General features: G+C 71.4%; 21 protein-coding genes and 1 tRNA gene. 11 read left to right on the top strand and 11 right to left on the bottom strand.

Annotation, left to right across the window (positions count from 1 at the left end; genetic code table 11):
• Positions 1–34: 34 nt before the first annotated feature.
• The 3 genes from ACPA54_RS16490 to ACPA54_RS16480 are packed head-to-tail and all read left to right on the top strand — an operon-like array spanning position 35 to position 4553.
• Positions 35–1882 carry a glycosyltransferase gene (locus tag ACPA54_RS16490; protein ID WP_423530372.1) on the top strand — a complete coding sequence of 616 codons (1848 nt, stop codon included), beginning with the start codon at positions 35–37 and terminating at the stop codon, positions 1880–1882.
• A 26-nt stretch (positions 1883–1908) separates the two neighbouring features.
• Entirely contained in the window at positions 1909–2943 is a 1035-nt protein-coding gene (gene galE, locus ACPA54_RS16485; RefSeq protein ID WP_423530370.1) for a UDP-glucose 4-epimerase GalE, read from the top strand.
• A 50-nt stretch (positions 2944–2993) separates the two neighbouring features.
• The gene (locus ACPA54_RS16480) at positions 2994–4553 is read left to right on the top strand and encodes a UDP-glucose dehydrogenase family protein (protein ID WP_423530368.1); all 1560 of its coding nucleotides are present in this window, start codon (positions 2994–2996) and stop codon (positions 4551–4553) included.
• A 28-nt stretch (positions 4554–4581) separates the two neighbouring features.
• Here the strand turns inward: ACPA54_RS16480 and ACPA54_RS16475 are convergent, their stop codons facing one another.
• The 3 genes from ACPA54_RS16475 to ACPA54_RS16465 form a co-directional block, all read right to left on the bottom strand.
• The gene (locus tag ACPA54_RS16475; protein ID WP_423530366.1) at positions 4582–6321 is read right to left on the bottom strand and encodes a right-handed parallel beta-helix repeat-containing protein; all 1740 of its coding nucleotides are present in this window, start codon (positions 6319–6321) and stop codon (positions 4582–4584) included.
• Positions 6322–6323: 2 nt separating this feature from the next.
• A complete protein-coding gene (locus ACPA54_RS16470) occupies positions 6324–7277 on the bottom strand; it encodes a UDP-glucuronic acid decarboxylase family protein (protein ID WP_423530364.1) in 954 nt (317 codons plus the stop codon).
• 97 nt (positions 7278–7374) lie between these two features.
• Entirely contained in the window at positions 7375–8532 is a 1158-nt protein-coding gene (locus ACPA54_RS16465) for a methyltransferase (protein ID WP_423530362.1), read from the bottom strand.
• Positions 8533–9070: 538 nt separating this feature from the next.
• Between ACPA54_RS16465 and ACPA54_RS16460 the strand changes: the two genes are divergently transcribed.
• Positions 9071–10252: a YncE family protein gene (locus ACPA54_RS16460; protein ID WP_423530360.1), complete on the top strand. Its 1182-nt coding sequence runs from the start codon at positions 9071–9073 to the stop codon at positions 10250–10252.
• A 164-nt stretch (positions 10253–10416) separates the two neighbouring features.
• Here the strand turns inward: ACPA54_RS16460 and ACPA54_RS16455 are convergent, their stop codons facing one another.
• From ACPA54_RS16455 to ACPA54_RS16445, 3 genes are all read right to left on the bottom strand, one after another.
• The gene (locus ACPA54_RS16455) at positions 10417–12348 is read right to left on the bottom strand and encodes a flavin-containing monooxygenase (protein WP_423530358.1); all 1932 of its coding nucleotides are present in this window, start codon (positions 12346–12348) and stop codon (positions 10417–10419) included.
• A gap of 108 nt (positions 12349–12456) precedes the next feature.
• Complete coding sequence (locus ACPA54_RS16450; protein ID WP_423530356.1) at positions 12457–13059, bottom strand: TetR/AcrR family transcriptional regulator; 603 nt, start codon at positions 13057–13059, stop codon at positions 12457–12459.
• 11 nt (positions 13060–13070) lie between these two features.
• On the bottom strand, positions 13071–13871 hold the full coding sequence (locus ACPA54_RS16445; RefSeq protein ID WP_423530354.1) for an SDR family NAD(P)-dependent oxidoreductase: 801 nt from the start codon (positions 13869–13871) through the stop codon (positions 13071–13073).
• A gap of 169 nt (positions 13872–14040) precedes the next feature.
• On the opposite strand from ACPA54_RS16445, the gene ACPA54_RS16440 reads away from it, so the two are divergent.
• Together ACPA54_RS16440 and ACPA54_RS16435 are read left to right on the top strand one after the other, a co-directional pair.
• The gene (locus ACPA54_RS16440) at positions 14041–14355 is read left to right on the top strand and encodes a GNAT family N-acetyltransferase (RefSeq protein ID WP_423530352.1); all 315 of its coding nucleotides are present in this window, start codon (positions 14041–14043) and stop codon (positions 14353–14355) included.
• 226 nt (positions 14356–14581) lie between these two features.
• A complete protein-coding gene (locus ACPA54_RS16435; RefSeq protein WP_423530350.1) occupies positions 14582–15208 on the top strand; it encodes a YceI family protein in 627 nt (208 codons plus the stop codon).
• 163 nt (positions 15209–15371) lie between these two features.
• Here ACPA54_RS16435 and ACPA54_RS16430 read toward each other — a convergent pair whose 3' ends face one another.
• A complete protein-coding gene (locus ACPA54_RS16430) occupies positions 15372–16874 on the bottom strand; it encodes a cryptochrome/photolyase family protein (protein WP_423530348.1) in 1503 nt (500 codons plus the stop codon).
• Between the two features lie 269 nt (positions 16875–17143).
• Between ACPA54_RS16430 and ACPA54_RS16425 the strand changes: the two genes are divergently transcribed.
• Together ACPA54_RS16425 and ACPA54_RS16420 are read left to right on the top strand one after the other, a co-directional pair.
• Positions 17144–17262 (top strand) — tRNA-OTHER (locus tag ACPA54_RS16425).
• 111 nt (positions 17263–17373) lie between these two features.
• Positions 17374–18672, top strand: coding sequence for a hypothetical protein (locus ACPA54_RS16420; protein WP_423530346.1), 1299 nt, complete (start codon positions 17374–17376; stop codon positions 18670–18672).
• A 202-nt stretch (positions 18673–18874) separates the two neighbouring features.
• On the opposite strand, the gene ACPA54_RS16415 is transcribed toward ACPA54_RS16420, so the two are convergent.
• The 3 genes from ACPA54_RS16415 to ACPA54_RS16405 form a co-directional block, all read right to left on the bottom strand.
• A complete protein-coding gene (locus tag ACPA54_RS16415) occupies positions 18875–19177 on the bottom strand; it encodes a DUF6342 family protein (protein WP_423530344.1) in 303 nt (100 codons plus the stop codon).
• Positions 19178–19901: 724 nt separating this feature from the next.
• Positions 19902–21080, bottom strand: coding sequence for a DUF1214 domain-containing protein (locus ACPA54_RS16410; RefSeq protein WP_423530342.1), 1179 nt, complete (start codon positions 21078–21080; stop codon positions 19902–19904).
• 40 nt (positions 21081–21120) lie between these two features.
• Complete coding sequence (locus ACPA54_RS16405; protein ID WP_423530340.1) at positions 21121–22371, bottom strand: sulfotransferase family protein; 1251 nt, start codon at positions 22369–22371, stop codon at positions 21121–21123.
• A gap of 107 nt (positions 22372–22478) precedes the next feature.
• On the opposite strand from ACPA54_RS16405, the gene ACPA54_RS16400 reads away from it, so the two are divergent.
• The 3 genes from ACPA54_RS16400 (at position 22479) to ACPA54_RS16390 (ending at position 24775) form a co-directional block, all read left to right on the top strand.
• On the top strand, positions 22479–23267 hold the full coding sequence (locus ACPA54_RS16400; RefSeq protein WP_423530338.1) for an SDR family NAD(P)-dependent oxidoreductase: 789 nt from the start codon (positions 22479–22481) through the stop codon (positions 23265–23267).
• Between the two features lie 55 nt (positions 23268–23322).
• On the top strand, positions 23323–24093 hold the full coding sequence (locus tag ACPA54_RS16395) for an SDR family NAD(P)-dependent oxidoreductase (RefSeq protein ID WP_423530336.1): 771 nt from the start codon (positions 23323–23325) through the stop codon (positions 24091–24093).
• A 100-nt stretch (positions 24094–24193) separates the two neighbouring features.
• Positions 24194–24775, top strand: coding sequence for a MarR family winged helix-turn-helix transcriptional regulator (locus tag ACPA54_RS16390; protein ID WP_423530334.1), 582 nt, complete (start codon positions 24194–24196; stop codon positions 24773–24775).
• 127 nt (positions 24776–24902) lie between these two features.
• On the opposite strand, the gene ACPA54_RS16385 is transcribed toward ACPA54_RS16390, so the two are convergent.
• Positions 24903–25538: a DedA family protein gene (locus ACPA54_RS16385; RefSeq protein ID WP_423530332.1), complete on the bottom strand. Its 636-nt coding sequence runs from the start codon at positions 25536–25538 to the stop codon at positions 24903–24905.
• Positions 25539–25767: the final 229 nt, after the last annotated feature.

The raw sequence follows: 25767 nt of genomic DNA, 5'->3' as shown, positions 1-25767 counted from the left end.
CACGAACACGCCGCACCACACCGGAGCGCGCCTCATGAGGCACTCCCAAGCCCGGCCGACAACGCGCCGCGCCGCACCAGCCGACCCGGTCCTGCAAGCCCGGATCATGCGACTGTCGAGCGGCAACGTCGTCCGCGTCACCGGGTACGGCCCCCTCTTCGGCGCCCGCCCCGCCGCCCGCACCACCGCACCGGACTCCTTCGCCCCCGTGCTCGACCGCCGCGACCGCATCGCCGTGCGCCTCCTCACCGCCGGCTGGGCCGTGTGCTTCCTGTGGTTCTGGATCTGGTGGTGGAACCCCGTGCACCAGGTCGGCTGGTTCGGCATGGCCGTCACCAGCGTCCTGGTGTTCTACCTGGCCGGGCTCCCCGCCCACTTCCTCGTGGCCGTCGCCCGGCTGCGCCGACTCGACCCCGGCACCCCGGTGCCGCGCGTCCCCGTCGCGTTCGTCGTCACCCGCGCGCCCTCCGAGGACTGGGAGGTCGCCCGCACGACCCTCACCGCGATGCTCGCCCAGGACTTCCCCGGCCCCTACGACGTGTGGCTGTGCGACGAAGACCCTGGCCCCGACGTGCGCCGCTGGTGCCGCGAGCACCACGTCCGCATCTCCTGCCGCCGCGACGCCCCCGGCTACCACCGGTCCTCATGGCCGCGCCGCACCCGCTGCAAGGAAGGCAACCTCGCCTACTTCTACGACCACTGGGGCTACGGCTGCTACACCGTCGTCGCGCAACTCGACGTCGACCACATCCCCAGCCCGCACTACCTCACCGAAATGGTCCGCCCCTTCGCCGACCCGGCCATCGGCTACGTCGCCGCCCCCAGCATCTGCGACAAGGACGCCCGCCACTCCTGGTCCGCCCGCGGCCGCCTGCACCGCGAAGCCGTCTTCCACGGCGCGGTCCAACTCGGCCACGACGACGGCTTCGCCCCCCTGTGCATCGGCTCCCACTACGCCGTCCGCACTCGCGGCCTCCGCGACATCGGCGGACTCGGCCCCGAACTCGCCGAGGACTTCTCCACCACGTTCCTGCTCAACTCCGCAGGCTGGCAAGGCGTCTTCGCCATCGACGCGGAAGCCCACGGCGACGGCCCCGTCACCTTCGCCGCCATGGTCACCCAGGAATTCCAGTGGTCCCGCAGCCTCACCACGATGATCTTCGACCTGGTCCCGCGGCACCTCGCCCGGCTGCGCCCCGGCCTGCGCATGCGCTTCGGCTTCGCGCTCTCGTACTATCCGCTGCTCGCCTTGACCACCATCGCCGGACTCCTGCTGCCCGCCGTCGCCGCCGTCACCGGCCAACCGTGGGTCAACGTCAACTACTTCGCGTTCCTCGGACACTTCTGGGCGATGACCGCATGGCTTCTCGCCATCATGATGCTGCTCCGCCGCCGCGGCCTCCTCCGACCCGCCACCGCCCCCATCCTCAGCTGGGAAAGCTGGCTCTTCGGCCTGGCCCGATGGCCGTTCGTCGCCTGCGGCGTCATGGCCGCCGCGGCCGGCAAGATCCGGCCCAAGACCCTCGACTTCAAGATCACCCCCAAGAGCCGCCCCGGCCTGGAACGGCTGCCGCTGCGCCTGGTCGCCCCCTACCTGGTGATCACCCTGGTCCTCGGCTCGTGCGCGCTCGCCGGCGAACAGCTCGGCCCCGCCGCCGGATACGTCTTCCTCGGCATCGTCGGCGCCACCGCCTACGCCCTCGTGACCTTCGCCGTCGCCGGCCTCCACATCACCGAAACCGCGCACGCCGCCGGCGTGGCACGCCGCAAAGCCCTCGGCACCATACGCGGCCCTGCCCTCGCCGGACTGGCCGTGCTGCCGCCCCTCGTCCTCGCCATCCTCATCTTCCCGCCCTACGCCGCCGCCGTCTTCGGCTGGTGAGCCCGCACCCGCAAAGGAGGCCCGTCATGCGCGACGAACCGCTCGTCCTGGTGACCGGCGGCGCCGGATTCATCGGCAGCCACACATGCGTGGAACTCCTCGGCCACGGCTACCGCGTCGTGGTGGTCGACGACTTCTCGCACGGCACCACCGAAGCCCTCGAACGCGTCGAGAAGATCGCCGGACAGCAGCTCGCCGCCGTCCACGGCACCGACATCCGCGACCACAACGCCCTCGCCGCCGTCTTCGACCGGCACCCCGTCGACGCCGTCATCCACTTCGCCGCCCGCAAGGCCGTCGGCGAATCCGTGGCCATCCCCGTCGAGTACTACGAGACCAACGTCGGCGGCACCACCACGCTCCTTGCCGTCATGCAGGAGCACGGTGTCCACCGCCTGGTGTACTCGTCGTCCTGCTCGATCTACGGAGACGCGCAATCCGTCCCCATCGCCGAAGACGCCCCCGCGCGGCCCACCAACCCCTACGCGGCCTCCAAGCACCTGTGCGAGACCATCCTGCGCGACGTCTGCGCCCGCCGGCCCGAATACGCCGTCCTCGCGCTGCGCTACTTCAATCCGATCGGCGCCCACCCCGGCGGACTCCTCGGCGAGGACCCCCGCGGCGAACCCGACAACCTCGTGCCCTACATCGCCCAGGTCGCCGCCGGAGAACGCCCCCTCCTGCACGTCTTCGGCGACGACTACCCCACCCCCGACGGCACCGGCATCCGCGACTACATCCACGTCATGGACGTCGCCGAAGCCCACCGCATCGCCCTCGTCCGCCTGTCCGCCCCCGACGGACCCGGCTACCACGCCCTCAACATCGGCACCGGCACCGGCAGCTCCGTCCTCGACCTCATCGGCGCGTTCCGCGAAGCCAGCGGACGCCCCATCCCCTACGAGATCACCGACCGGCGCCCCGGCGACGTCGCCGCCCTGGTCGCCGACCCCCGCGCGGCCGCCCGTGCCTGGGGCTGGCACACCGTCCGCGACCTCGCCGAAATGTGCCACGACGCCTGGAACTTCCAGCAGCACAACCCCCGCGGCTACGCCGGATGACACGCACGCACCCGAACAGCCACGCCGCCAGATCAGGAGGAGGAGAGGACATGAAGCTCTCCGTCATCGGCACCGGCTATGTGGGCGCGGTGCACGCCGCTTGTATGGCCGTCATCGGCCACGAAGTCCTGGGCGTCGACACCGACGCCGCCAAGATCGCCGAACTCACCCAAGGCAGGCCGCCCTTCTACGAACCCGGGCTCGCGGAACTGCTCAACCGCACGGTCCGCTCCGGGCGCCTCAACTTCACCACCTCGTTCGCCGAGGCCGCCGCGTTCTCCGACACCCACTTCGTGTGCGTCGGCACCCCCCAGCAGCCCGGCTCGCTCGCCGCCGACCTGCGGTTCCTCGACGCCGCCGTGGACGCCCTCACCGCCGAAGCCGAGGGCCCCTGCCTCGTCGTCGGCAAGTCCACCGTGCCCGTCGGCACCGCCGAACGCCTCGCCAACCGGCTCCGCGACCGCGACGGCAACGGGGCCCACGAGCACCCGGAAATCGCCTGGAACCCCGAGTTCCTCCGCGAAGGCTACGCCGTCAAGGACACCCTCACCCCCGCCCGCCTGGTCGTCGGTGTCCGCAGCCCGCACGCCGACCGCACCCTGCGCAAGGTCTACCGGCCCATGGTCAACGCCGGCGTGCCGTTCATCAGCACCGACCCGGCCACCGCGGAACTCCTCAAGGTCGCCTCCAACGCGTTCCTCGCCACCAAGATCTCGTTCATCAACACGATGGCCGAACTCTGCGAAGCCAGCGGCGCCGACGTCGTGACCCTCGCCAACGCGCTCGGCGAGGACCCCCGCATCGGCCACCCGTTCCTGTCCGCCGGACTCGGTTTCGGCGGAAGCTGCCTGCCGAAGGACATCCGCGCGCTCAGCGCCCGCGCCGAAGAACTCGGCGTCCGCGAAGCCGTCGCCTTCCTGCGCCAGATCGACGAGATCAACCTGCGCCAGCGGCAACGCACCGTCGACCTCGCCCGCACGCTCCTCGGCGGCGCGTTCGCCGGCCGCAACGTCGCCGTCCTCGGCGCCGCGTTCAAGCCGGACAGCGACGACGTCCGCGACTCGCCCGCCCTCGCCGTCGCCGCCGAGATCCACCGGGAAGGCGCCCACGTGCGCGTCCACGACCCCGAAGCCCTCGCCAACGCCCGCCTGGTGCACCCCGAACTCGCCTACGCCGCGACCGTCCACGACGTCTGCGACGGCGCCGACATCGTGCTGCACCTGACCGAATGGGACCTGTACCGCGGCCTCGACCCGCGCACCCTGGTCCGCCTGGTCCACGCCCCGATCGTCGTCGACGCCCGCAACACCCTCGACCCGGTCGAATGGCGTGCCGCCGGCTGGACCGTCCGCGCGCTCGGCCGCCAAGCCGCACTCGGCACCCCTGACGCGAACGGAACCGCCGCCGAGCCCGAGGTGTCCGGCAACCCCGTGTTCCGGATCGCCGCCACCGGCCTCGACGACGACGGCGACTTCGGCCCCTTCGGCTTCCGGCACACCGGTCCGCAGCTCCTCGCCGAGATCGAACCCGATGGCTACCGCATCGGCCGCCCCGACGCCGCCGTTCCGGAAGACCGCCGGCAACCGCCGATCGCACCGAGCGAATACTGACCCGCCCCCGGGTGCCGGAGCCCGGCCGTCACTTCTTGACGGCCGGGTTCGACACGCCGATCACCGGCGGCACCGCCAGCGGCTTCCCGTAGTAGTCGACCAGCACCGACGGAGCCACCCCGAGCGCCTTCAGATCGACGCCCTTGCCGTCCACGGCCGGACAGATCGGAACCATCACACCCGCGTCGTTCGGCCCCGACACCACCGGCGCCGGCCCGCCCGCGAGACACGGGTCCACGGCCAAACCCGTCGCCCGGCCGTTCAACAGCTCCTGCTTGTCCGCCGACCGCCACGCATCCAACGCGTCCAACGTGTTCCCGCCCCACGACACCAGGCCGGTCGACGACGTGCCCGTGAAGTAGTTGTTGCCCTGCATCGCCACCGCGTCCGGGCCGTACCCCACATCGGAGACCACCGCCGGCGCGGTCCCGTCCGTGATCAGGATGTTGTTGCGGATCGACGTCCCCGCAAGGCCCTTCCGCAGCCGCAACGCCGGCGCGGGCTGCGCACCCTCGGACGTCATGACGACGGTGTTCTGGTAGATCTGCAGGTCGTGCACCGCCGTGCCGTGCGCCTCGATCCCGGCGTCCCACGGCAACTTCCGCGCATCGTTGCTGCTGATGTTGAACCGCACGATGTCACCGGTCTGCGCCGTGTTGCCGCGGCTCGTGTAGACGAGGAACCCGGGGCCGTCGTTCTGGAACGACAGGTTGTACTGCATCGTCGACGCGGACACGTTCACGTCCATCCCGAACCCGCCGCCGTCGACGTTCGACCCGGTGTGGTTGCGGTAGGACGTGTTGTGCTCGATCAGCATGCCCGTCGAGTCGTACGTCCAGATCCCCTCCGGCCCGAACAGCGAATCCGCCGACGCGTGCGTCCCGTTGTCGTGCGCCGACGACGAACGGATCACCCCGCCGCGCACGCTGCCCAGCACGATCCCGTCACCGGTGTGCCGGTCGCGTGCCGTCGGGTCGCCCGCGCTGTCGTACACCTCGACGCCGGTCACGACCACCTGCTCGTTGCTGTACGCGGGCGCGGCGTCGTCGTACGGCATCCCGTACGTCACCAGCCCCGCCTCGTGATTGCCGTGCAGCACACTGTTCGTCACCTGCACGTCGCGGAAGCCCGACGTCGTCGTCGAGCCCGCCGACACGGCCGTCTTGAAGCTCGACACGTCGACGTGCTGCACCACCGCGTGCTCCAGCTTCACCGCACCCGGCAGATCGGTGAAGAAGCTGATGCCGGTCTGCGACGCGTACGCCGCCGGGTCGCCGACCAGCACGAGGTCGCGGATCACCACACCCGCGGTGTTGTAGACGGAGATCCCGTCCGTCCCGGCGGCGGCGATCGTCGCCCGGCCGCCTTTGCCGTACGACGCCACCACCGTCGGCAGCGTCGGATTGCCCGCCTCGCCCGGCCCCAGCGACAGCGTCCCGGTGAACCGGTCGCCGCCCCGCAGCAGCAGCCAGTCGCCCGCCTTGTACTTGGCCTGGTCGGCCCGCGCCAGCGTTTTCCACGCGTTCTTCGACGACGTGCCGCTGTTCGCGTCGTCGCCGCTCGCACTGACGTAATAGGTGTGCCCCCCCGACGAGTTCTTCGGCGCCGCCGAACCCGAGTTGTGCGGAAGATCCGAACACGCCCCCGTCCCCACCAGCACGCCCGCCGCCACGGCGGCACACCACGCGATCAGACCGCGCCGCCGCCTGCGCGGCCCGCTCGGGTGCCGGCGGTGCGCGGATCCGGATGCGGGCGCGGAGGCGGCCATGGTCAGCTCCTGGGCGCGACGGGGACGGGGATGCGGCTGCGGAACCAGTCGGCGGTCCGCCGCAGCCCGTCGTCGAGCGGAACGCGCGGCGCCCAACCGAGGCGGTCCCGGGCCCGGTCGACGACCGGACGGCGCCGCACGGGGTCGTCGACGGGCAGCGGCGCGTACCGGATCGGCGACGCGGAGCCGGTGACGTCGAGCACGAGCTGCGCCAGCTCGGCGACCGTGCGCTCGTTGGGGTTGCCGAGATTGACCGGCCCGGGCTCGGCGGAGTCGAGCATCGCCACCAGGCCCGCGACCAAGTCGTCGACGTAGCAGAAACTGCGGGTCTGCGAACCGTCGCCGTACACGGTCAACGGCGTGCCGGAAAGCGCCTGGGTGAGGAAGGTGGAGACCACGCGACCGTCGTCGGGGCGCATCCGGGGCCCGTACGTGTTGAAGATCCGGACGATGCCGACGTCCGTGCCGAGAGTGCGGCGGTAGGTGCTGGCGACGGCCTCGGCGTAGCGCTTGCCCTCGTCGTACATGCTCCGCGGCCCGATCGGGTTGACGTGGCCCCAGTAGTCCTCGGCCTGCGGATGGATCTCCGGGTCGCCGTACACCTCGCTGGTGGACGCGAGGACGAACCGCGCCCCGTGCCGGTGCGCGACCCGCAGCCCGTTCTCGGTGCCGTGGCTGCCCGCCGCGAGCGTCTCCAACGGCAGCCGCTGGTAGTCGGGCGGGGAAGCCGGACACGCCAAGTCGGCGACGGCGTCGAGCGGTTCGGTGAAGTCGAAGTGGTCGGTGACGTCGGCGGGGACGAACCGGAAACGCGGAGAACCACGCAGGTGGGCGATGTTCGCCTCGTTGCCGGTGCACAAGTTGTCGACACACACCACCTCGTCGCCGCGTGCGATGAGCACGTCGCACAGATGGGATCCGAGAAAGCCGCCGCCGCCCATGACGAGAACGCGCATGACGTCACCTGGTCGTGTCGCTGTACCGGGCGTGCCGAAAAGACGCCCTTGTTACCAGGGCACACCCGCGGGGCGTGTCGCGCGACTCGGGCACCGCCTACTTGATGCCGACGACCATGCCCTCCGGCCCGTACAGCGGCATCGCGGACGTGCTGCGGAAACCCGTTTCGGTGAGCCAGCGGCGGCAGTCGGCCGCGGTGAAGTCGAAGCCGCCGGGTGTCTCGACGAGCATGTTGAGGCTCATCAGCAGGCCGAATGCGTTCGTGCGGCGGGCGTCGTCGACGAGGGACTCGTACACGATCACCGCGCCGCCTTCGGGCAGCGCGTCGTGCGCCTTGGCGAGCAGCTTGAGCTTCGTGTCCCGGTCCCAGTCGTGCAGGATGTGCCCGAACACCAGGACGTCGGCCGACGGCAGCGGGTCGTGCAGGAAATCACCGGGCACGAACCGCACCCGGTCGGAGATCCGGGCCGCCTTGGTGAACTCCTCGAACGGGCCGCCGACCGGCGGAAGGTCGAACCCGACGCCGGTCAGGTGCGGGAACACCGTCAGCAGGTGCCCGAGCAGGGAGCCCTCCCCGCTGCCGATGTCCGCGACGGACTTGTACCGGTCCCACGGAAACTTCTCCCCGAGCGCGGGGAGCAGCGACCGGGTGAGCCCCGTCATCGCCTGCAGGAACATGCGCAGCCGCACCGGGTCGGCATACCGGGCGTCGAACGCGGGGGTATCGCGGTCGCGGATCTCGTTCTGCGGTCGGCCGGTGCGCAGACCGTCGGTGAGGCGGCCCCAGAAGCCGTACAGCCGCGCGTTCGCCATGGCGAGGAAGCCGCCGAGGTAGCCCGGCGATCCGGGCACCAGGAAACGGGCGGTCTCCGGCGTGTTCGCGTACCGGCCGTCCTCGCCGTCGCCGTCCCGGGCGAGCAGCCCGAGCGCGACCAGGGCGTCGAGGAAGTCGCGAGCCGCCCGCGGATGCAGGCCGATGCGGTCCCGCAGCTCGGCCGCCGTCCGCGGCCCCTCGGACAAGGCGGGGTACAGTCCCAGCTCCACCGCGCTCAACAACGCCTTCGCGGGCCAGAAACCCATGCCGATTTCCATGATCCGGTCGGCGGTGACGGGGCCGCCGCGAGCGGAGGAGGGGGCGGACGGGTCGGCTGCCGGGTCCGGGCCGGGGGTGGCGTGGCGCTCCTGCGGCGGCGTGGGACCGGGTGTGCCGTGCTGCTCGGGCGGGGGCTCGGCGGCGGATTCGGATGCGGACACCGGACTCCCTGGGGCGCGGCCGACGGACCGCCCCAGAATCCCGCGCCCGGCGGAACCGACCCGGTCGGCGCCGCACCCGCATCAACCGATCGGATGACCCGCGATGCGCCGATCGGTTCCGCACCCGACCCGAACGGCCGACCGGAGGCCCGCCGTCGCGGGCGGAAGCTGGAAGCCGGCGGAGCCGTCCGCACGGAACCCGCTGCGCGACGAGCCCGGGGGGATCGGGCACGCGGATCCGGGCGGAGCGGACCGGGACAGGCGAAAGGAGCGGGCAGTGGGCGACCAGCGCGATCGAATCGAGCGGCCCGGGGGTTGCACGCCTGACGACGGACAGGAGCCGCCGGCTGCCGCCCAGGGCCCGCAGGTCGCGGGCTCGTCGGGTCTGCCGGGCTCCGTACCTCACCGGGCACACGCGCGGCGGGCGGCGGGCTCCTCGACATCGCCTGGCTCCGCACCCCACAGGGCGGACCTGCCAAAGGCGGTCGACTCGTCGTCTGCGCCCGGCTCCACTCCGCGTCGTGGGGGCCGTCGTGCCGTGCTCGGCGCTGTCGGGCTGGCCGTCGCCGGGCTGCTGCTGAGCGCCTGTGCGTCGGACGGCGGTGGCTCCGCCGCCGCGCCCGCCACCCCGACCGCGCCGCGTCCCGTGGACGCCGCGGCGCCGACACCCGACGTCTCCGCCCCGGCAGCCCCGGCCCCCGGGGATCCCTCGCCCGGCAGCCCCGCCGCACCCCCGGCCGTCCCCACCCCCGACGGCGAGACCCTCCTTGTCGCCGACTTCGGCGGCAAGACCGTCACCTTTGTCGATCCGGCCCGCGGCGGGCTCGGGTCCGTCGAGGTCGGTACCGCGCCGTACGGCATCGCGCTCGGCTCCGACGGGCGCGCGTGGGTGGCCACCGCGGAAGGTGTCGCGATCGTCGACACCAAGCAGCGCGTCCTGCTCGGCCGCATCCCCTACACCGTCGACACCGGCCGCCCGACCTACGGCGAATACCGCGGCGGCGGCATGGGCATCGCGATCTCCCCGGACGGCTCGCGGGTCTACGTCGGCGTCAACGTCCCCGGCAAGGACGGCGTCCTCCAGGTCGTCGACACCGCCAGGCGGACCGTCGTCGGCTCGGTGCCGACCGGGCGGCGGCCGTTCGACGTCGTCGTCGCCCGAGACGGCTCCGAGGCGTACAGCGTCGACCACGACGCGTACACGGTCACCGCGGTGCGCGCCGACACCCTGTCCGCCCGCCGCATGACCGTCGCCCCCTACGGCACCAAGGGCGGCCTCGGCGGCTGGCTCAAGCCGCACTACGCCGAGGTGCGCGAGGACGGGCGCCTCGTCCTCCCGTTCGAAGGCGAACGCCTGGCCGTCCTCGATCCGCGCACCGGCGACGTCGCCGTGGAACGCATGACGGCGAGCACCCACCAGCACGGCACCGCGCTCACCCCCGACGGCCGGCTCCTCGTCGTCGGCACCGGCAGCGACGGCACCGTGCACGGGCCCGCCTCGCTGACCGTCCGCGACCCGGCCGACGGCGAACGCGTCATCCGCCTCCAAGGCGCCCACGAGGACGTCACCTCGAGCCGCGACGGCAAGACCGCCTACGTCACCGGCGGCTTCACCCGCGACGGTTCCTGGGACGGCATCACGGTCGTCGACCTGACCAGCGGCGACACCCGCCGCCTCCCGGTCGGCGACCGGCCGCTGGGCGTCGTCGTCTTGCCTTAGGGGTGCGAATATCCACCGGACAGGACCCCCTCCGGCCCCTCGTCCCCGAGGCGTGATCCGTGGGACAGTGCCCGGCACACCGCGCCGCACCGCACTGCACCGCGGCGCGGGGGCGGCGGTGTTGCCCCCGCGCCGCTGCCCCCGCACCGTTTCCGGAAGTCCGGTCAGCGCACGGTGTAGTGCGCCATGTCCGGGCCCTTCGTCCAGTTCCAGTAGTCGACGAGGCGCCACGGGCTGGCCGTGTAGATGTCGCCCGCGGCGTTCTTGAACCACGAGTGCTTGATCGCGGGGGAGGACCACACCATCGTCTTGATTTCCGCCAACTGGCGTTCGGTGTACGCCTCTTGGGCTTCCTCGGTGGGCTCCATCGCCCGGTGTCCGTCGGACACCAGCTTGTCCACGCACGCCATCACGTAGCGCATCTGGCATTCCGACTGGAAGATCAGGCTGCCGCCGTGCGCGAGCCCGGTGCCGGGGCCGTACAGGCAGAAGAAGTTCGGGAAGTTCTTCACCGTGATGCCCAGATACGCCGTCGGCTCGTCGCCCCACTGCTCGGACAGCACCGCGCCGTCGCGGCCGACGATCCGCATCGGCCACAGGAACCGGTTGGCCTGGAAGCCCGTCGCGTACACGATGACGTCGGCCTCGTAGCGTGCCCCGGACTCGGTCACCACCGCGTCCTTCTCGATCCGGGCGATGCCCTCGCGCACCAGGTCGACGTTGTCGCGCTTGAGGGCGCGCAGCCAGCTCCCGTTGTCCTGGAGCGTGCGCTTGCCCGTCGCCGGATAGTCCGGCACCACCTTCGCCAGCAGCTCCTCGTCGTCGCCGACCTGGCTCTTGATCCAGTCGGTGAAGAACACCCGGGTCTGGTCGTTGCGCGCGCTCACGGCGCGGTCCTGGTGCGGCCACTCGGGGTCGATCCGGCCGCTCATCAGAGCACCGTCGCTGCCCGGCCAGAAGATCATGAAGCGGTACCAGCGGCCGTAGAACGGCAGGTGCCGCATCGCCCACTGCACGCCCGGTCCCGTCTTGCTGTGGTAGGCCGCGTTGGGGAACATCCACTGCGCGGTCCGCTGGAACACCGTCAGCCGCTCGACGTCCGGTGCCAGCGTCGGCGCTATCTGGAAGCCGCTCGCGCCCGCGCCGATCTGCACGACCTTCTTGCCGCGGTAGTCGACGTCGTGGTCCCACCGCGCCGAGTGGAACGACGGTCCCGCGAACTCGTCCATGCCGTCGATCTCCGGCAGCTTCGGCCGGTTCAGCATGCCGACCGCGGAGATCACCGCCCGCGCGGTCAGCGTCTCGGTCGCGCCGCCCGTGCACACCGCGACCCGCCACACCGCGGCGGCCTCGTCCCACTCCGCCGACAGCACCTCGGTGTTCCACCGCACGTGCTTGTCGACGCCGTGACGCTCCATCACGCCCTGGAAGTAGGCCTGGAGTTCCGGCTGCCGGGCGTAGAACTCGGTCCACTGGTCGACGGGTTCGAAGCTGTAGCAGTAGAAGTGGTTGCCGACGTCCACCCGCGCGCCCGGGTAGGTGTTCTCGTACCAGGTCCCGCCCACGCCCGCGTTCTTCTCCACGATCGTGAACGGAATGCCGGCCTCCTTGAGCCGGATACCCGCCAGCAGACCGGACTGGCCGCAGCCGATGACCAGCACCGGGAAGTCCGCGCACACATCCTGCTCGGCGCGGACCGAGCCGCGGCGCGCGTCGACCCCGTCGAGTTCCATCTCCTCGAACAGCATCGGCACGTATTCCTGCGGAATCTCCTCGCAGGCGACCCAGTTCATCATCTCGTGGAGCAGCTCCGGACCGGGCTGCGCGGGCAACTCGCAGCCGCCGTCGCGGTACGCCTTGATGGCCTCCAAGGCCATTCGGCGCACCTCGGCCTTCTCCTCTTCGGGCATGAAGCCCTGCACTTCGTTGAGCACCAGCATGCGCGGCTTGATCGGGCCGCGGATGTAGGACGGGTCCCCGGTGAGATGGACGAGCGACAGCATCAGCGCCGGGATACTGACGTCTTCGAGCGCGGCGGCGATCGCCGCATCGTCGTCGGCGAACGGTGAACCTGCGTGCGGATTACGGGCGTTCATGGCAGTCCTGTTCCGGGCGCGGGGCTGAGGGATGGGGCTGAGCGACGGGGGCTGGGGGATGGGGCCGGGGGATGGGGCCGAGGGGCAGGGGTGCGGCACCGGCTTGGCTCAGCACAGGCCGCGGGTGATGTGGTCGGCGACGAACCGGCGTACCTGCTCCGGGTCGTCGGGGTCGAAACTGCGGGCGGGCACGAGCACGAGCGAGATGACCGCGCGCACGATCCATTCCGCGGCCTGCGCGGTGTCCAGATCGGCACGCACTTCGCCGCGGTCGCGGGCGTGTTCCACGAGCGGCGACCAGAAGCGCAGCCAGGCGTCGAACACCAGGCCGCCCAGCAGCCGCACCGCGGCGTCCTCCGACTCGCCGTCGCGCTCCGCCAATCCGAGCGCGTACGCCTGCGGAGAGCGGGCGTGCACGCGCACCGCCGCCTCGCCCGCCTGCGCGGCGAGGGTGGCGTGCGCGCGGATATGCGGGGCGATCGCGGCGACGTGCCCGGCGGCATTGCGGGCGAGGACACCGTGGATGAGGTCGTCGCGGTCGGCGAAGTGCACATAGACGGTGCGCCGCGACACGCCCGCTTCGCGCGCGACGTCGTCCATCGTGACCCGTCGCAGCCCGCGCCGCCGCACCTGCGCGGTGGCGGCGGCGAGGATGCGTTCCCGGGTGCCGACGGGCGCGTCGGACCGCGGGTGCGGCAAGGTGCCGGGCATGGGGCCGACCGCTACTGCCCGCCGGCCGCCGTGACGCCGCCGTCCACGGTCAGCGGCACGCCGGAAATGAACGAGGCCTCGTTGCTGAGCAGGAACCGCACCGCGCGGGCGATGTCCTCCGGCTGCGCCAAGCGCCGCATCGGCGTGCGGGCCTCGAGGCGCTCGCGGTAGCCGTCGATGGTCAGCGGCATGGCCATCATCGGCGTTTCGACATATCCCGGGCACACCGCGTTGACGCGGATGCCTTCCGGGCCGAACCGGTGCGCGAGCGACCGGACGAGGCCGAGGAGGCCGTGCTTCGACGCCACGTACGACGGGATCGAACCCTCGCCGATGAGCGCCTCGATCGACGCGATGCCGACGATCGCCGCGCCGGGGCCGGACGCGCGGAGCGCGGGCAGCAGCGCCTGGACAGCGTCGACCTGGGCGCGCAGGTTGACGGTGAGGACGGTGTCCCACGTGTCGGTGCCGAGCGCGTCGGTCTGGTCCGGGCGGACCATGCCCGCGGAGTGCACGAGGCCGCCCACGGTGCCCAGTGCCTCGACGGCCTCGCCGGCGGCGCGGGCGAGGGCGTCGCGGTCGGCGACGTCGACGGCGGCATGGTGGGTGGTGACCCCGTAGCGCTTGGCGCATTCGGCGGCGACCTCCGCGGCCGCGTCCCCGGCGACGTCCCACAGCGACACGGGGCGGCCGACTTCGGCGAGCGCGAGGGCCGTGGCGCGGCCGATGCCGGAGGCGCCGCCGGTGACGACGACGCCGGTGCCCGGCGCGCCGAGCTTGTCGAGCGCGTCCTTGCTGGTGCCGGTGCTCATGTGTACCCCTCCCCGTGGCGGGCCCGAGGGCGCGCCGCTTGGTCGCGTCGGGGTTCACAGATACATGGGGTGTGTGCATATGTAAACGGGGACCGGTGTGCATTTCCGGAGGGCTGTCCGGGGCGGGAGATACTGGCGGGATCTGTCGCATGTCCCTTCAGGAGGAACCGTGGAACCGCGCGTCGTGGACAACCCGGAGCAGTCGCGATTCGAGATCTACGCGGGGGAGTCCGCGGCGGAGCTGGCCGGCTTCGCCGAGTACCACCTGCACGGCGTGGAGATCGCGTTCATCCACACCGAGATCGATCCGCGGTTCGGCGGCCAAGGCCTCGGCGGCAAGCTCGCGCAGGCGGCGCTGGACGAGGTGCGGGCGCGTGGGCTGCGGGTGCTGCCGTACTGCCCGTTCATCCGCGGATGGATCCGCAAGCACCCCGAGTACGTGGACCTGGTGCCGATGGAGCACCGCGAGAAGTTCGAGCTGTAGGCCGGGCCGCAGTCCCGCCACAACCTCGCCGCAGTCCCGCCGCAGCCCCGCTGCGGCCGTGACGGCTCCTTCCGACGCCGTCCGGATGCCCTCCGACCAGGGCGTTCGGGCGGCGTCGGCGTTTTGGTTGAACTTTCAACGAGAGCGCGCTATCGTCGTACTCGCAAGGTTGAAGATTCAACAAACAAGATCGCTCCCCCGATCGCCCCCACCGAAGGACACCGCCATGGGCCTCTTCTCCCGCTCCCGCAAGAACGACGACACCGCCACCGCGGTCACGGCCGTCGCCGAGGCGCCCGCCTCGCTGCAGGACCTGTCCCACCTGTCCGGCAACTACGTCATCGACACGGTGCACTCGGAGATCGGCTTCTCCGTCCGGCACGCGATGGTCACCAACGTCCGCGGCGCCTTCACCGAGTACGAAGGCCTCCTCAAGCTGGACGGCGCCGACCCGGCGGCGTCGAGCGCCGAGATCGCCATCAAGGTCGCCAGCATCGACACCAAGCAGGCCCAGCGCGACGAGCACCTGCGCACCGGCGACTTCTTCGCCGTCGAGGCGCACCCGGAGATCACCTTCCGCAGCACGTCCGCGCAGCGCCGCGGCGACGACACGTTCCGCCTGGTCGGCGACCTGACCATCAAGGGCGTCACCAAGCCGGTCGTCCTCGACCTGACCTACACCGGCAGCGCCAAGGACGCCTACGGCGTCGACCGCGTCGGCTTCGAAGGCGGCACCACGATCGACCGCACCGAGTGGGGCCTCACCTACAACGCCGCACTGGAGACCGGCGGCGTGCTGATCGGCGAGAAGGTCAAGCTCAACTTCGACATCTCCGCGGTCAAGGCGGCCTGAGGCCACCCCGCACCCTCGCAAGGCCGGACACCCTGATGCCCGGGTCCGACGGGAAGACCCCGCCGGCCCGGGCAGGGGCGTTTCCGTCGCACGGAACGCAAGCCCACGGCCTCGGAAAGACGGGCAGGGCCGCGGTTGTCGGCTGCCGTGCCGTGGTTCGCCACTACGGCCATGCGTTTGCGCTTCCCCATTGGTCCAGGACCGCGTCGAGGTCCGTCAGCCGGTCGAGGCCCTGGACCGCGCGGGTCATGCGCGGGTTGCGCTCGAGGAGTTCGCGGTGCCGGTGCAGGAACGCCCAATATCCACCGGTGAACGGGCATGCGTGCGGTCCCAGGCGTTCCGTCGGCCGGAAGGCGCATGACCCGCACAAGTCGCTCATGCGGTGCACGTACGCGCCGCCCGAGGTGTACGGCTTCGTCGTCATCCGGCCGCCGTCGGCGTATTGGGACATCCCGACCACGTTGGGGACCATCACCCAGTCGTAGCCGTCGACGAACAGCCGGTGGAACCAGTCCGTGACCGCCGCGGGATCCCAGCCGCGCTGCAGCGCATGGCTGCCGAGGATCATCAGGCGTGGAATGTGGTGGGTCCAACCCGTGTCGCGGACCTGGCCCAGGACGGACCTCAGGCAGTTTGCCTCGACGGCATCGGCGTCCGCCTCGCGGAACCACCGAGGCAGCGGCGCGGTGTGCGCGAGCACATTGCTTGCGCGGTACCGCTCACCGAAGTGCCAGTAGAGCTGCCACACGTACTCGCGCCAGCCCGCGATCTGCCGGATGAAGCCTTCGACGCTGTTCAACGGGGCGTCGCCGCGGCGCCACGCCGCTTCGGCGGCCTCGACGCACTCGGCCGGGTCGAGCAGTCCCAGGTTCAGCGGAGCCGACAACAGGCTGTGGCTCATGACGGGGTCGGCCGACAAAATGGCGTCCTCGTAGGTGCCGAAATTCGGCAGTCGGTCGGCGACGAACCGTTTCAGTGCCGCGCGGGCCTCACGGCGGGACGCAGGGAACAGCCGCGGTCCGTCACGTCCCACGAAGGCCACGTCTCCGGCGCGTTCCCACGCGTCCAGGTCGTGGCGCACCTCGTCGTCGACGGCGTCCTCGCGGGGGTGGTACGGGGGAGGCACATCCAACTCGCGCACGCCGCGCGGCGGGGAAGCGCGGTTGTCGTGGTCGAAGTTCCATCGACCGCCGGCCGGTTCCGCCCCGTCCATCAGCAGCCCGTGCCCGCGCCGCACCCAGCGGTAGAAGTCCTCTTGGCGCCAATGCCGTTCGCCTCGGTCGCCGACCCACGTACCGAACGCGTCCCGCGTGACCAGGAAGCCACGTGCGGGCAGCACCGTGACCTGGTCGAGCGAGCGTACAAACCGCATCGCGGCATGCGAAGTGGGATGGTGCACCGTCACCTTCGCCTTGCCCACGGCTCTGTCGAGCCCGTCGCGGTACGTATCCGCGCGGACGTACGTCACACGGTCTCCGAGCTCCGCCGCACGCCGCCGCATCGCGGACAGGATCAGGTGGGCTTTCGCCCGGTGGAAGGTGCGGCGCCGGAACACCGAGCGGGCCTCGATCATCACCACGGGCGCGTCCCGGTGCGGGCCGCCGTCCCCGGGGGCGAGGAAGTGAGGACCCAGTTGATCGCCGAACAACCAGTGCGCGTTGGCCATGACGCCCCATGGTGTCCCGCGATCGCCGTCGCAGCGCCCACCCGACTCAAACCCCACCCGAACGGACGCACGATTGGCTTCTTTGGGTGCCGACGGGCCGCTCCGCGCCCGGGCGACCACCCGATCGCCCTGATGCCGAACCGTCGGGGGCGGGTGCAGCCGGGTGCATCCCTGCCCGGCGGCCTCCGATTCCTGCCAGGGGTTCGCTCGCACGAGGAGATGTCTCCTAATCTGCGTGCTGCGGGGCTGCGCGCATTCCCGTAGGTTGCGGTGCCGTGGCCGAGCGGCCCATGGCGATCGGCGTGGGCGAGGTCCCTCCCACGTCGACTGATGGAGACGGAGCGGACCTGCTCCCATCCGTCCGCGGGTTCGAATCCCGTCGGCACCGCAGCCGACCCGGACCCGGGCCGGCACACGGAAGTACTCCGCCAGGCCATGTCCGCAGCAGGTGAGCCAGAACCGGAACCGGTGGACACACCCCTGGAAAAAAGGGCGCGAAGTGGGATTCTTCTACACGGACGCGGAGGCGGCCTCACTGCACGAACACGCGGGGCGGATCGTCGCGGCTGATCCCGCGCGTGCGCAGCGCGGCCGCTTGAACAGCAACGTCGCGGTGCCCGACCCGAAAAGCGGCAAGGAGGTCAACGACCGCACCCCCGTGCCGATGGGAAAACGCCGCCCCATGGTCTGGCGCACGTACCGAGAGCAGGACATCCACGCCGCGGTGGACGCGGCCGGACTCGGCTCCTTCACGGCGACCTACCTGTACGCGCACCCGGAAGGCCTGTTCTCCCTCCAGGAACGCTCGGGAGCCGACCCCCTCCCGCGGTCCGGGCAGCCCTTCGCTCCCCATCTGCCACGCGAATTCGCCGAGTTCTGCCGGCGTATGGACGACGTGGAACTGCCCGGCGGGCGAGACGCGGTGGTGCCGCTCGCCTCGGACAGCATCGCGCATCTACGCACGTACTCCCCGAGCTACTCGGGCCGGCAGCACGCGCCGCGGACCAGCGCCGACTACGCCCACCTCATGGCCTGCGAGCTGGAAGCGGACGTCCACCTGATGCTGGGCCGCGACAACAACCTGGCGAGACTCGTCGGTGTTTCGGCGGAACTCGCCGACCACGCGCGCGGGTACCTGACAGACCTGCCCGATTACCCTCTGAAGCCGACTCACCCTGACATGCACAGCGACAATCTCGGGGTGCGCAACGGCCACTTGTTCGTCTACGACCTCGAGTTGGTCGGCTATCACGACCGGCGCCACGCCGTCGCCTACGCCGCGTTGAACTCAAGGACGACGGAGTTCCACAAAGCCGCGACGGCCGAGGTCGTCAAAACGGTTCCGCGCCCCGACCGGGAGGGCTTCGTCGAAGGACTGCGCGCCTGGCATTGCTTCGCCACCCTCCAGAGCACGGCGACCCGGGTCAACCGCGCCGAGGAGGCGGTGCGGGGGGCGGCGCTGACCGGTGGAGACGTGGAGCGGACGTTGAATCGGTTTGCCCCGTGGCTGGCGGACCGCGTCAACACCGCGGCGCCGTTGTGGAATTCGGCGCGTACGGTCGATGTGACCGAGGTCCGGGCCGCCCTGGCCGAGACTGCCCGACTGCAGGAAGAGCGCCGGCTGTCCCGCGAGGCCGGGCCGCCCGTCGGCACCGCGGCCATCGGGATGGGGGGACCGGTCAGCCGCCGGACACCGCAGTGCCGCGACAACGCGCGGCCCGTCCTCCCCGCCGAGCCTGCCGCTCCGCTCCGACCACGCAGCGCGGACCACGACCGGCGCTGCGCGCGGGAACCGTGACCCCCTGCGCAGATCCGGGCGCGGGTCGCGGCGGCGTTGCGGCGGGTCAAGGCCGCCTGCGGCGGCACCGCACCATCGCAAGGCCGGACACGCTGGTGCCCGGGTCCGACGGGAAGATCCCGCCGGCCCGGGCAGGGGCGTTTCCGTGCGGCGTGCCAGGGCCTGTCGAGGCCCGCGGCGGGCTACCGCGCCCCGGTGGGGTCTAGTACCCCAGGTCCTTCTGCTCGGTGATGAGCCGGCCCGCGATGGAGAGGTTTCCGTCGGAGTCGAGCACGCCGATGATCTTCTTCGTCGAGCCGTGGTACGTCGTGAAGTAGATCTTGTCCGCTTCCTGGCTGGACGAGTTGTTCGAGTTCACCGACAGCTCGATGCTCAGCGGCGAGCTGAGCACCATGTCCTTCTTGCCGGGCGCGCCCGGGTAGACCTGGTTCTGCCGCAACGAGATGCGCGCGTGGGTGTCGCCCTCGTCCCAGTCCGTCGCCACTCCGAGGTCGATGTCGGCCATCAGGCTTCCTCTCCGGGCTCTCGGCGAGCCCTCACGAAAACTGCAGGGAAACTGCATGGAAGAAGTGCATGGAGAAGTGCAAGGCGAAGTGCGTGGAGAAGTGTGCGGCCGGGGCTTCGACTCGCCGCCCAACCGCTTGGGAACCCTACGGCGGCCGGTTCGCGCGGCGGAACAAAAAACCAAAAGATCATCGATTGCGGCCGGGAATGGCTCATTCACGGCGAAGCGGATCGCGCGCGGGCCGAAATAACGCCCGAACTCCCTTGTTGTGCCGCTAAGTTGCCGGATGGCTACGGTACGGAGCGGGTTCGCCGGCGCCGGAGGCGGCCGGCGATGCAGGCGAGGCTGACCGCGTGGCCGGCGAGGGCACAGCCGAGCAGGTACGTCGCGACGGTGTGATCGGGGCCGCCGTCGGGCCGCCCCCCTCGTGCCGGGCGAATTCCGCGTCGGCGTCCACGAGCCAGGCGAGGAAGAGCAGCAGCGGGATGGCCCAGACCGGCACAAGCGCCGCGGCAGTCGGCAGCGTCACCGACCGCCGCGGCCCGTGCCGTCATCCTCGTGTCCCGCACCCGGTGGCTCCGCCGCTGCGTCCGACTCCGTGGAATCCCACCGCAGTTCCCGCACCCCGTTGGTCGTCGTGCGCCCAGCGTGCCGCTGCCGCCGCCGCGCGCGGATCCGTGCGGCTACTCAGCCGGGCCGAGTGCCGTGACGGGGATTTCCCGGCTCAGGTCCGGAACCGCCACGCCGCGTGCGCCTCCCGGGCGGCGATCTGCGCCCGTCGTTCCTCCGGGGTCAGGCGCGGGGAGTCGGGGAGTTCGCGGACCAGGTCGGCGGCCGCGACCACGCGCGCCACCGGCTCCGGGCGGTTGTCCGCCCACGCGCACCGGAAGGTCAGCATGCCTTCCGAACGCCCGCCGGTGTCCAGCCAGTTCGCCACCCCCGGATCGTCCGCGGCCAGCACGACCCGGAACAGCCCGTCCGGATCCAGCGCGATCTGCCGGTGGTTGAGCCCGCCCGTCGCGTGGATCGACTCCACCGGTTCGAACCAGCCCAGCCGGTACAGCTGGTACGACCAGTAGCGGGCGATGGGAGCCTCGCTCTCCACCACCAGCGCCTCGCCCGGCTGCAGGTTGTAGAAGCAGAACGCGTACACCAGCCCCTTGAGCCCCTTCGGCTCGTTCCGCGGCTGGATGAACGTGTTGTCCTCGCCGCGGCCGCGCGCCGCCCGCTGGTACTCGTTCCAGTACTCGACCGAACCGGTGAACTGCGACGCCGCCTCGCCCAGCCCGTCCGCGATCGCGGCAGGGGAGAGGCGCTCGACCGGGGCCGGAACGTCGAGCCTTTCGATGGTGAACACGGCCGGCTCGGCCTCGTGCCAGTCGTAGTAGTACTCCCGGATGTTCACCATCCGCGCACCGTCCGGGATCGGCACCCAGCGCACCGCCGGGTCGGCCGGCTCCGGCCCGCCCACCAGGATCTCGAACGCGTCGCCCGGGCCGATGCCCAGGTCGGTCGCGGTCACCTCGGCGAGCGTCCCGTACTTCTCCTGATGCATGTTCCCGATGCGCAACGCCATCAGGAACTCTTCGCAGGAGTGCATGTTCCCGCGGATGCGGTAGGCGCCCGCCGCATCGATCCGCGCATGCTTGTACAGGTTGTCGACGTTCGGCCCGCCCCACTGCGTGAACAGGTCGTTCTGCCGCATGAACCGCGGATCCCGCGGATCCGCATGCCCCACACCCCAAGTCAGCCAGCATGCCGCCTGCTGCGCCAGGTGGCGGAAGCCCTCGGCGCGGTCCTCGGGCGCGGCCGTGGGGAAGTCGTCCGCGAGGATGCGGTCGCCCGCGGCGCGCAGCGCGTCGCAGAACGCGTTCCAGGCGTCGTGGTCCGGGCGTTCGGTCATGAGTCCTCCACTCTCGTCGGCCTTGCCTGCCGGCGTACGGTCACTGCGTGGCGCGCGGCACGGCGAAATGCGTGCGGTAGCGGTCGAACCGGGCGTCGGCACGGGCCCGGTCGAGGCCGAGGTCGTCGAACGAATAGCTGTGCACGCCGTGCTTGTCCTTCGGACGTCCGGCCAGATACGTGCGCATCCGCTCCTCGGCGGCAGGTGCGAGGGTCATGCCGAGGCCCTCGTAGATCGCCCGGACGGTGTCGAGGGGCGCACGCAGGAAGTCGGCGTACTGCCCGTGCACAATCGCGGTGCTCTGCCCGCTCGCGTCGAAGTCGACGAGCCGGTCCAAGTCGCCCGTATACAAGTCCTCGTGGTACGTGCCGATGGCCGCGAAGTCGACGTCGTCGCTGTGCACCCAACGCAGCGTGGCAATAAGGCTGCTGACCGAGCCGAGCACCGTGATCGGATCACGGTGCGTGACTGCGATCCGCGCGTCGGGGTACGTGCGCAGCAGATCCGGCAGCGTGTGCAGGTGTGCCGGACTCTTCAGCACCCAGCGCCGCCCCCGCGGGAAGCCGCGCTGCAGGATCTGCAGCACGGTCTTGTGGTACTCGTAGGCCGGACCCATGTCGCAACCCAGCAGCCACGCCGTGTAGTTCGGCACGTGATAGCGCGCCGGGAACTCCTGCGAGCGGAACGCGAACGACTGCGCGGACAGGCACTCCTTCGGCAGGCGCGCCCCGTACACGTGGATGGCGTCCAAGGCCCCCGACACCCGGTCGAACACCCGCAGCTCCGCGTCCGCGACCGCGATTCGCGGATCCGCGGCGAACACCTCGGGATCGGGCGACGGCGGCGGCACGGGCAGCAGCAGCTCCCAGCCCTCCGGCACCCGGTGCGCGGGGTCCTGGGCGAGCAGCGCGTGCAGGATCGACGTGCCGGTGCGCGGCGCGCCGACCACGAACAGCGGCTCCTCGATCCGCTCGTCCCGCACCCCCGGATCGCGCTTGACGTACTCGGCGACCAGCAGGCGCTGCCGCAGCAGCCGCAGGAGGTACCGGTGCGTCTGCCAGCGCCCGACCCGGGTCAGCCGTGCGTGGGCTTCCAGGTCGGCGATCAGCAGGTCGAGCGGTTCCAGGAAGTCGTCGGCGCCGAAATCGGCGAGCCCGGTCTGCACACGTGCCTGGTCGAGCAGCGTGTCCCGGCGGAACGGCGCGACGGCGTCCTCGACCAGCGGGTCGACCCGCCCGTCGTTGACCGTGCGCACCCAGTCGGGCCGCGGCGGGAGGCCGCTCGCGGTCATGCGGGCGCCCCGGCGGCGGTGATCTTCGGCATTGCTTCCCCTTTCGCCATGGACACGCTAATACCTTCTTTATAAGTTTCTTCACGAGAAGGAAATAGGGAGGTTGCATGAACGGCGCACACGAGCCCGCCGGCGCGGGCATCCGCGGCCATGTCGTCATCGTGACCGGCGCGTCCCGCGGCATCGGCCGCGGCCTCGCCCGGCACCTCGGGCAGCAGGGCGCGCGGCTGGCCGTCACCGGACGCAAACCGGAACGGCTCGCCGCGCTGTCGGCCGAGCTGGACCAGCTGGGCATCGAGCACCTGGCCGTGCCCGGGAACGTCGCCGACCGCGAAGCCGCCGTCGACCTCGCCCGGCAGGTCCACGAACGCTTCGGACGCATCGACGGCCTTGTCGCCAACGCGCAGTCGTTCCGGCCGGTCATGCCGCTGGAAGACGTCCGCGAGTCCGACATGGACCTGCTCTTCGACACCGGCCCCAAAGGGACACTGTGGGCGATGCAGGCGGTGTTCCCGTACATGAAGGAAGCCGGGCGCGGGCGGATCGTCACCATGGGGTCCGCCGTCGGCATGAGCGGCGGCGCCGGCTACGGCCCGTACAGCGCGTCCAAGGAAGCCGTCCGGTCGCTGACCCGCACCGCGGGGCGCGAGTGGGGCCAGTACGGGATCACCGTGAACTGCGTCTGCCCGGCCTCCGCCGCCCACCGCATGCCCCCGGCCGACGACCCGGAACGGCGCGCGGTGTTCGACGCGATGTACGCCCAGCACCCGATGCGCCGCGACGGAGACCCGGAGCGGGACATCGCACCGCCGGTGCTGTTCCTGCTGTCGGACGCCGCGCAGTACATCACCGGCGAGACCTTCATGGTCGACGGCGGCGGACAGATGCGGGCGTGACCACACCCCCGGCGGACCAGCCCCAGCGCGACACGACCCACGGAAGGCGGCACCCATGACCGACCCCCTCGGCCTCGCCGGCAAAACGGCCATCGTCACCGGTGCCGGATCCGGCATAGGCCGCGCCACCGCCCTGCGCCTCGCCCGCGGTGGCGTCCGGCTCGTCCTCGGCGACCTGCGGCCCGAACGCACCGCCGCCGTCGCCGCCGAGATCCGCGCCGCGGGCGGCGAAGCCGTCACCCACGACGGCGACGTCGCCGAAGACGCCTACATCCGCGCCCTCGTCGCCACCACCGTCGACACCTACGGACGCGTCGACGTCCTCCACAACAACGCCGCTTTCTCCATCGCCGGACGCGTCGGCGACATCACCGACGACGAATGGCGCACCCAGCAGCGCGTCGTCCTCGACAGCGTCTTCTACGGCATCCGCGCCGTCCTCCCGCACATGATCGCCCAAGGCGGCGGCTCCATCGTCACCACCTCATCCGGCGCCGGCGTCGGCGGCGAATACCGCCTCGGCGCCTACGCCGCCCACAAAGCCGCGGTGATCAACCTCACCCAGACCGTCGCCATGGAGTACGCCGAAGAAGGCATCCGCTGCAACGCCATCACCCCCGGTCCGACCGCCACCGAACCCATGCTCGCCTGGCTCGAAAACGTCCCCGGCGGCCCCGAACAGTTCGGCCGCGGCGCTCTCCTGCGCCGGATGAGCCGCCCCGAGGAAGTCGCCGAAATGGTCGCCTGGCTGGCCTCCGACGCCGCCTCCCTGATCTCCGGCGTCGTCCTCCAAGGCAACTACCGCGTGTCCTCGCCACGCCCGTGACCCGCACTTCCCACCCGGCCGCACCGCCGGCGAGCCCTATCCTCGTCCCGGGCACCCGCCCCACCGACACGCACGACCGGCACAACCAGCGGAGGAACACGTGGGCGACGGCGCGGAACCCGGAACCCCGGCGGCGCAGCCGTCCGCCGACTACGCGGACGCCGTCGTCGCCGCCTGGTCCGACGTGCTGCCGGACGTGAGCGCCGCCTCCATCGGCTTCGTCGTCCGCCTCCACCAGGCGATGATCGCGATGGAGGAGTTCGACCGGCGCAGCATCGGCGCCCTCGACCTCACCGCACCCGAGTACATGGTCCTCGCCGCCCTCGCGGCCCGCCCCGACACCACCGGCCTCACCCTGCGGCAACTCCAGCCGCTCGTCATGTACTCCTCCGGCGGCATGACCCACTGCGTCGACCGCCTGGAGAAGAAGGCACTCGTCGAACGCCGCGCCAACCCCGGCGACCGGCGCTCGGTCCTCGTCTGCCTCACCGACCACGGCCGCGAACGCGCCCGCGAAGCGATGCGCACCCGCATCGCCGCGCTCGACGAACTTCTCCAACCCCTCGGCGACACCGACCGCGCCACCGTCGACCGCGGCCTCCGCCTCCTCGGCGCCACCTTCCACCAATGGAACCCGGCCCCCACCCCCGAACCCCCGCGCCGCCGCCGCACCGCCAAATAGCCGGGGGGAGCGCCGCCTGTGCCTTCGCGGGCGGCGCCGGAGAGGCGAGGCGCGTGCGGCGGGCAAGGCAAGCAAGGCAGACGAACCGGATGAAGCAGATGAAGCAGATGAAGCGGGCGAGGGGCGTCTACTCGGACGACGCCTCCGACGCCCGCGCCCGCTTCCGCCGCCACGCCGCGATCCGCCGCCCCACCTCGACCAGCAGCGTGACCGCGAACGCCGCGGCAATCCCCGCGAGCACCGCCTTCAGCGGATCGTCCTTGAACGCCGCCCCGCCCCAATACCCCAGCAGCGCCGCGTACGCCGCCCACGAAAAGCCCGCAATCGCCGCGTAGAAACGGAACTTCGGCCACGGATAGTCGACCGTGCCCGCCGTCAACGACACCGCGGTACGCCCGCCCGGGATGTACCGCGCGACGATGATGATGACCCCGCCGTAGTCCCGCAGCCACCCCTCGGCACGCTCCCGCGCCTTCTTCCCCCGCTCCCCGCTCAGCAGATGCTTCGTCGCGAACGGCTCCGCCCAACGCCCCAGCGCATAAACGGTGTTGTCGCCGAGCCACGCCCCCAGCCCGCCCAGCGCGATCAGCAGGAACAGGTTCGGCGAGAACCCCGTCGCCGTCGCGAATACCCCGCACGCGATCAGCGACGTCTCGCTCGGCACGATCGGAATGATCGCGTCCAGATACGCGAACGTGAACACGATCAGATACGCCCACGGCGAGTTCGCCGCCGTCAGCACCGGATCGAACCATGCCTCCACGCCGCGCCCTCCCCACGTTGCCGTCCCGGCCCCGGATCCGAACCACCCGGAGACAGCACTCCTTACCCGCCGCCGCGCCCCGCGAAGCCGACCGGGTGTCCGAGCCCCGCCGCCCACCCCGCGACAGCCCCTCCGCACTGCGCCGATCCGGTGCCTTCGCACGCCCCCGACCTGCGGGTGATGACGAAGCGTGACCGTTCGACAGGCGCAGCGTGACGACCGGTGCCAC

It is taken from the genome of Uniformispora flossi, assembly GCF_049534875.1.
Taxonomy (GTDB): Bacteria; Actinomycetota; Actinomycetes; order Streptomycetales; family Streptomycetaceae; genus Yinghuangia; species Yinghuangia aomiensis.
This window is presented reverse-complemented; position numbering and strand designations above follow the sequence as displayed.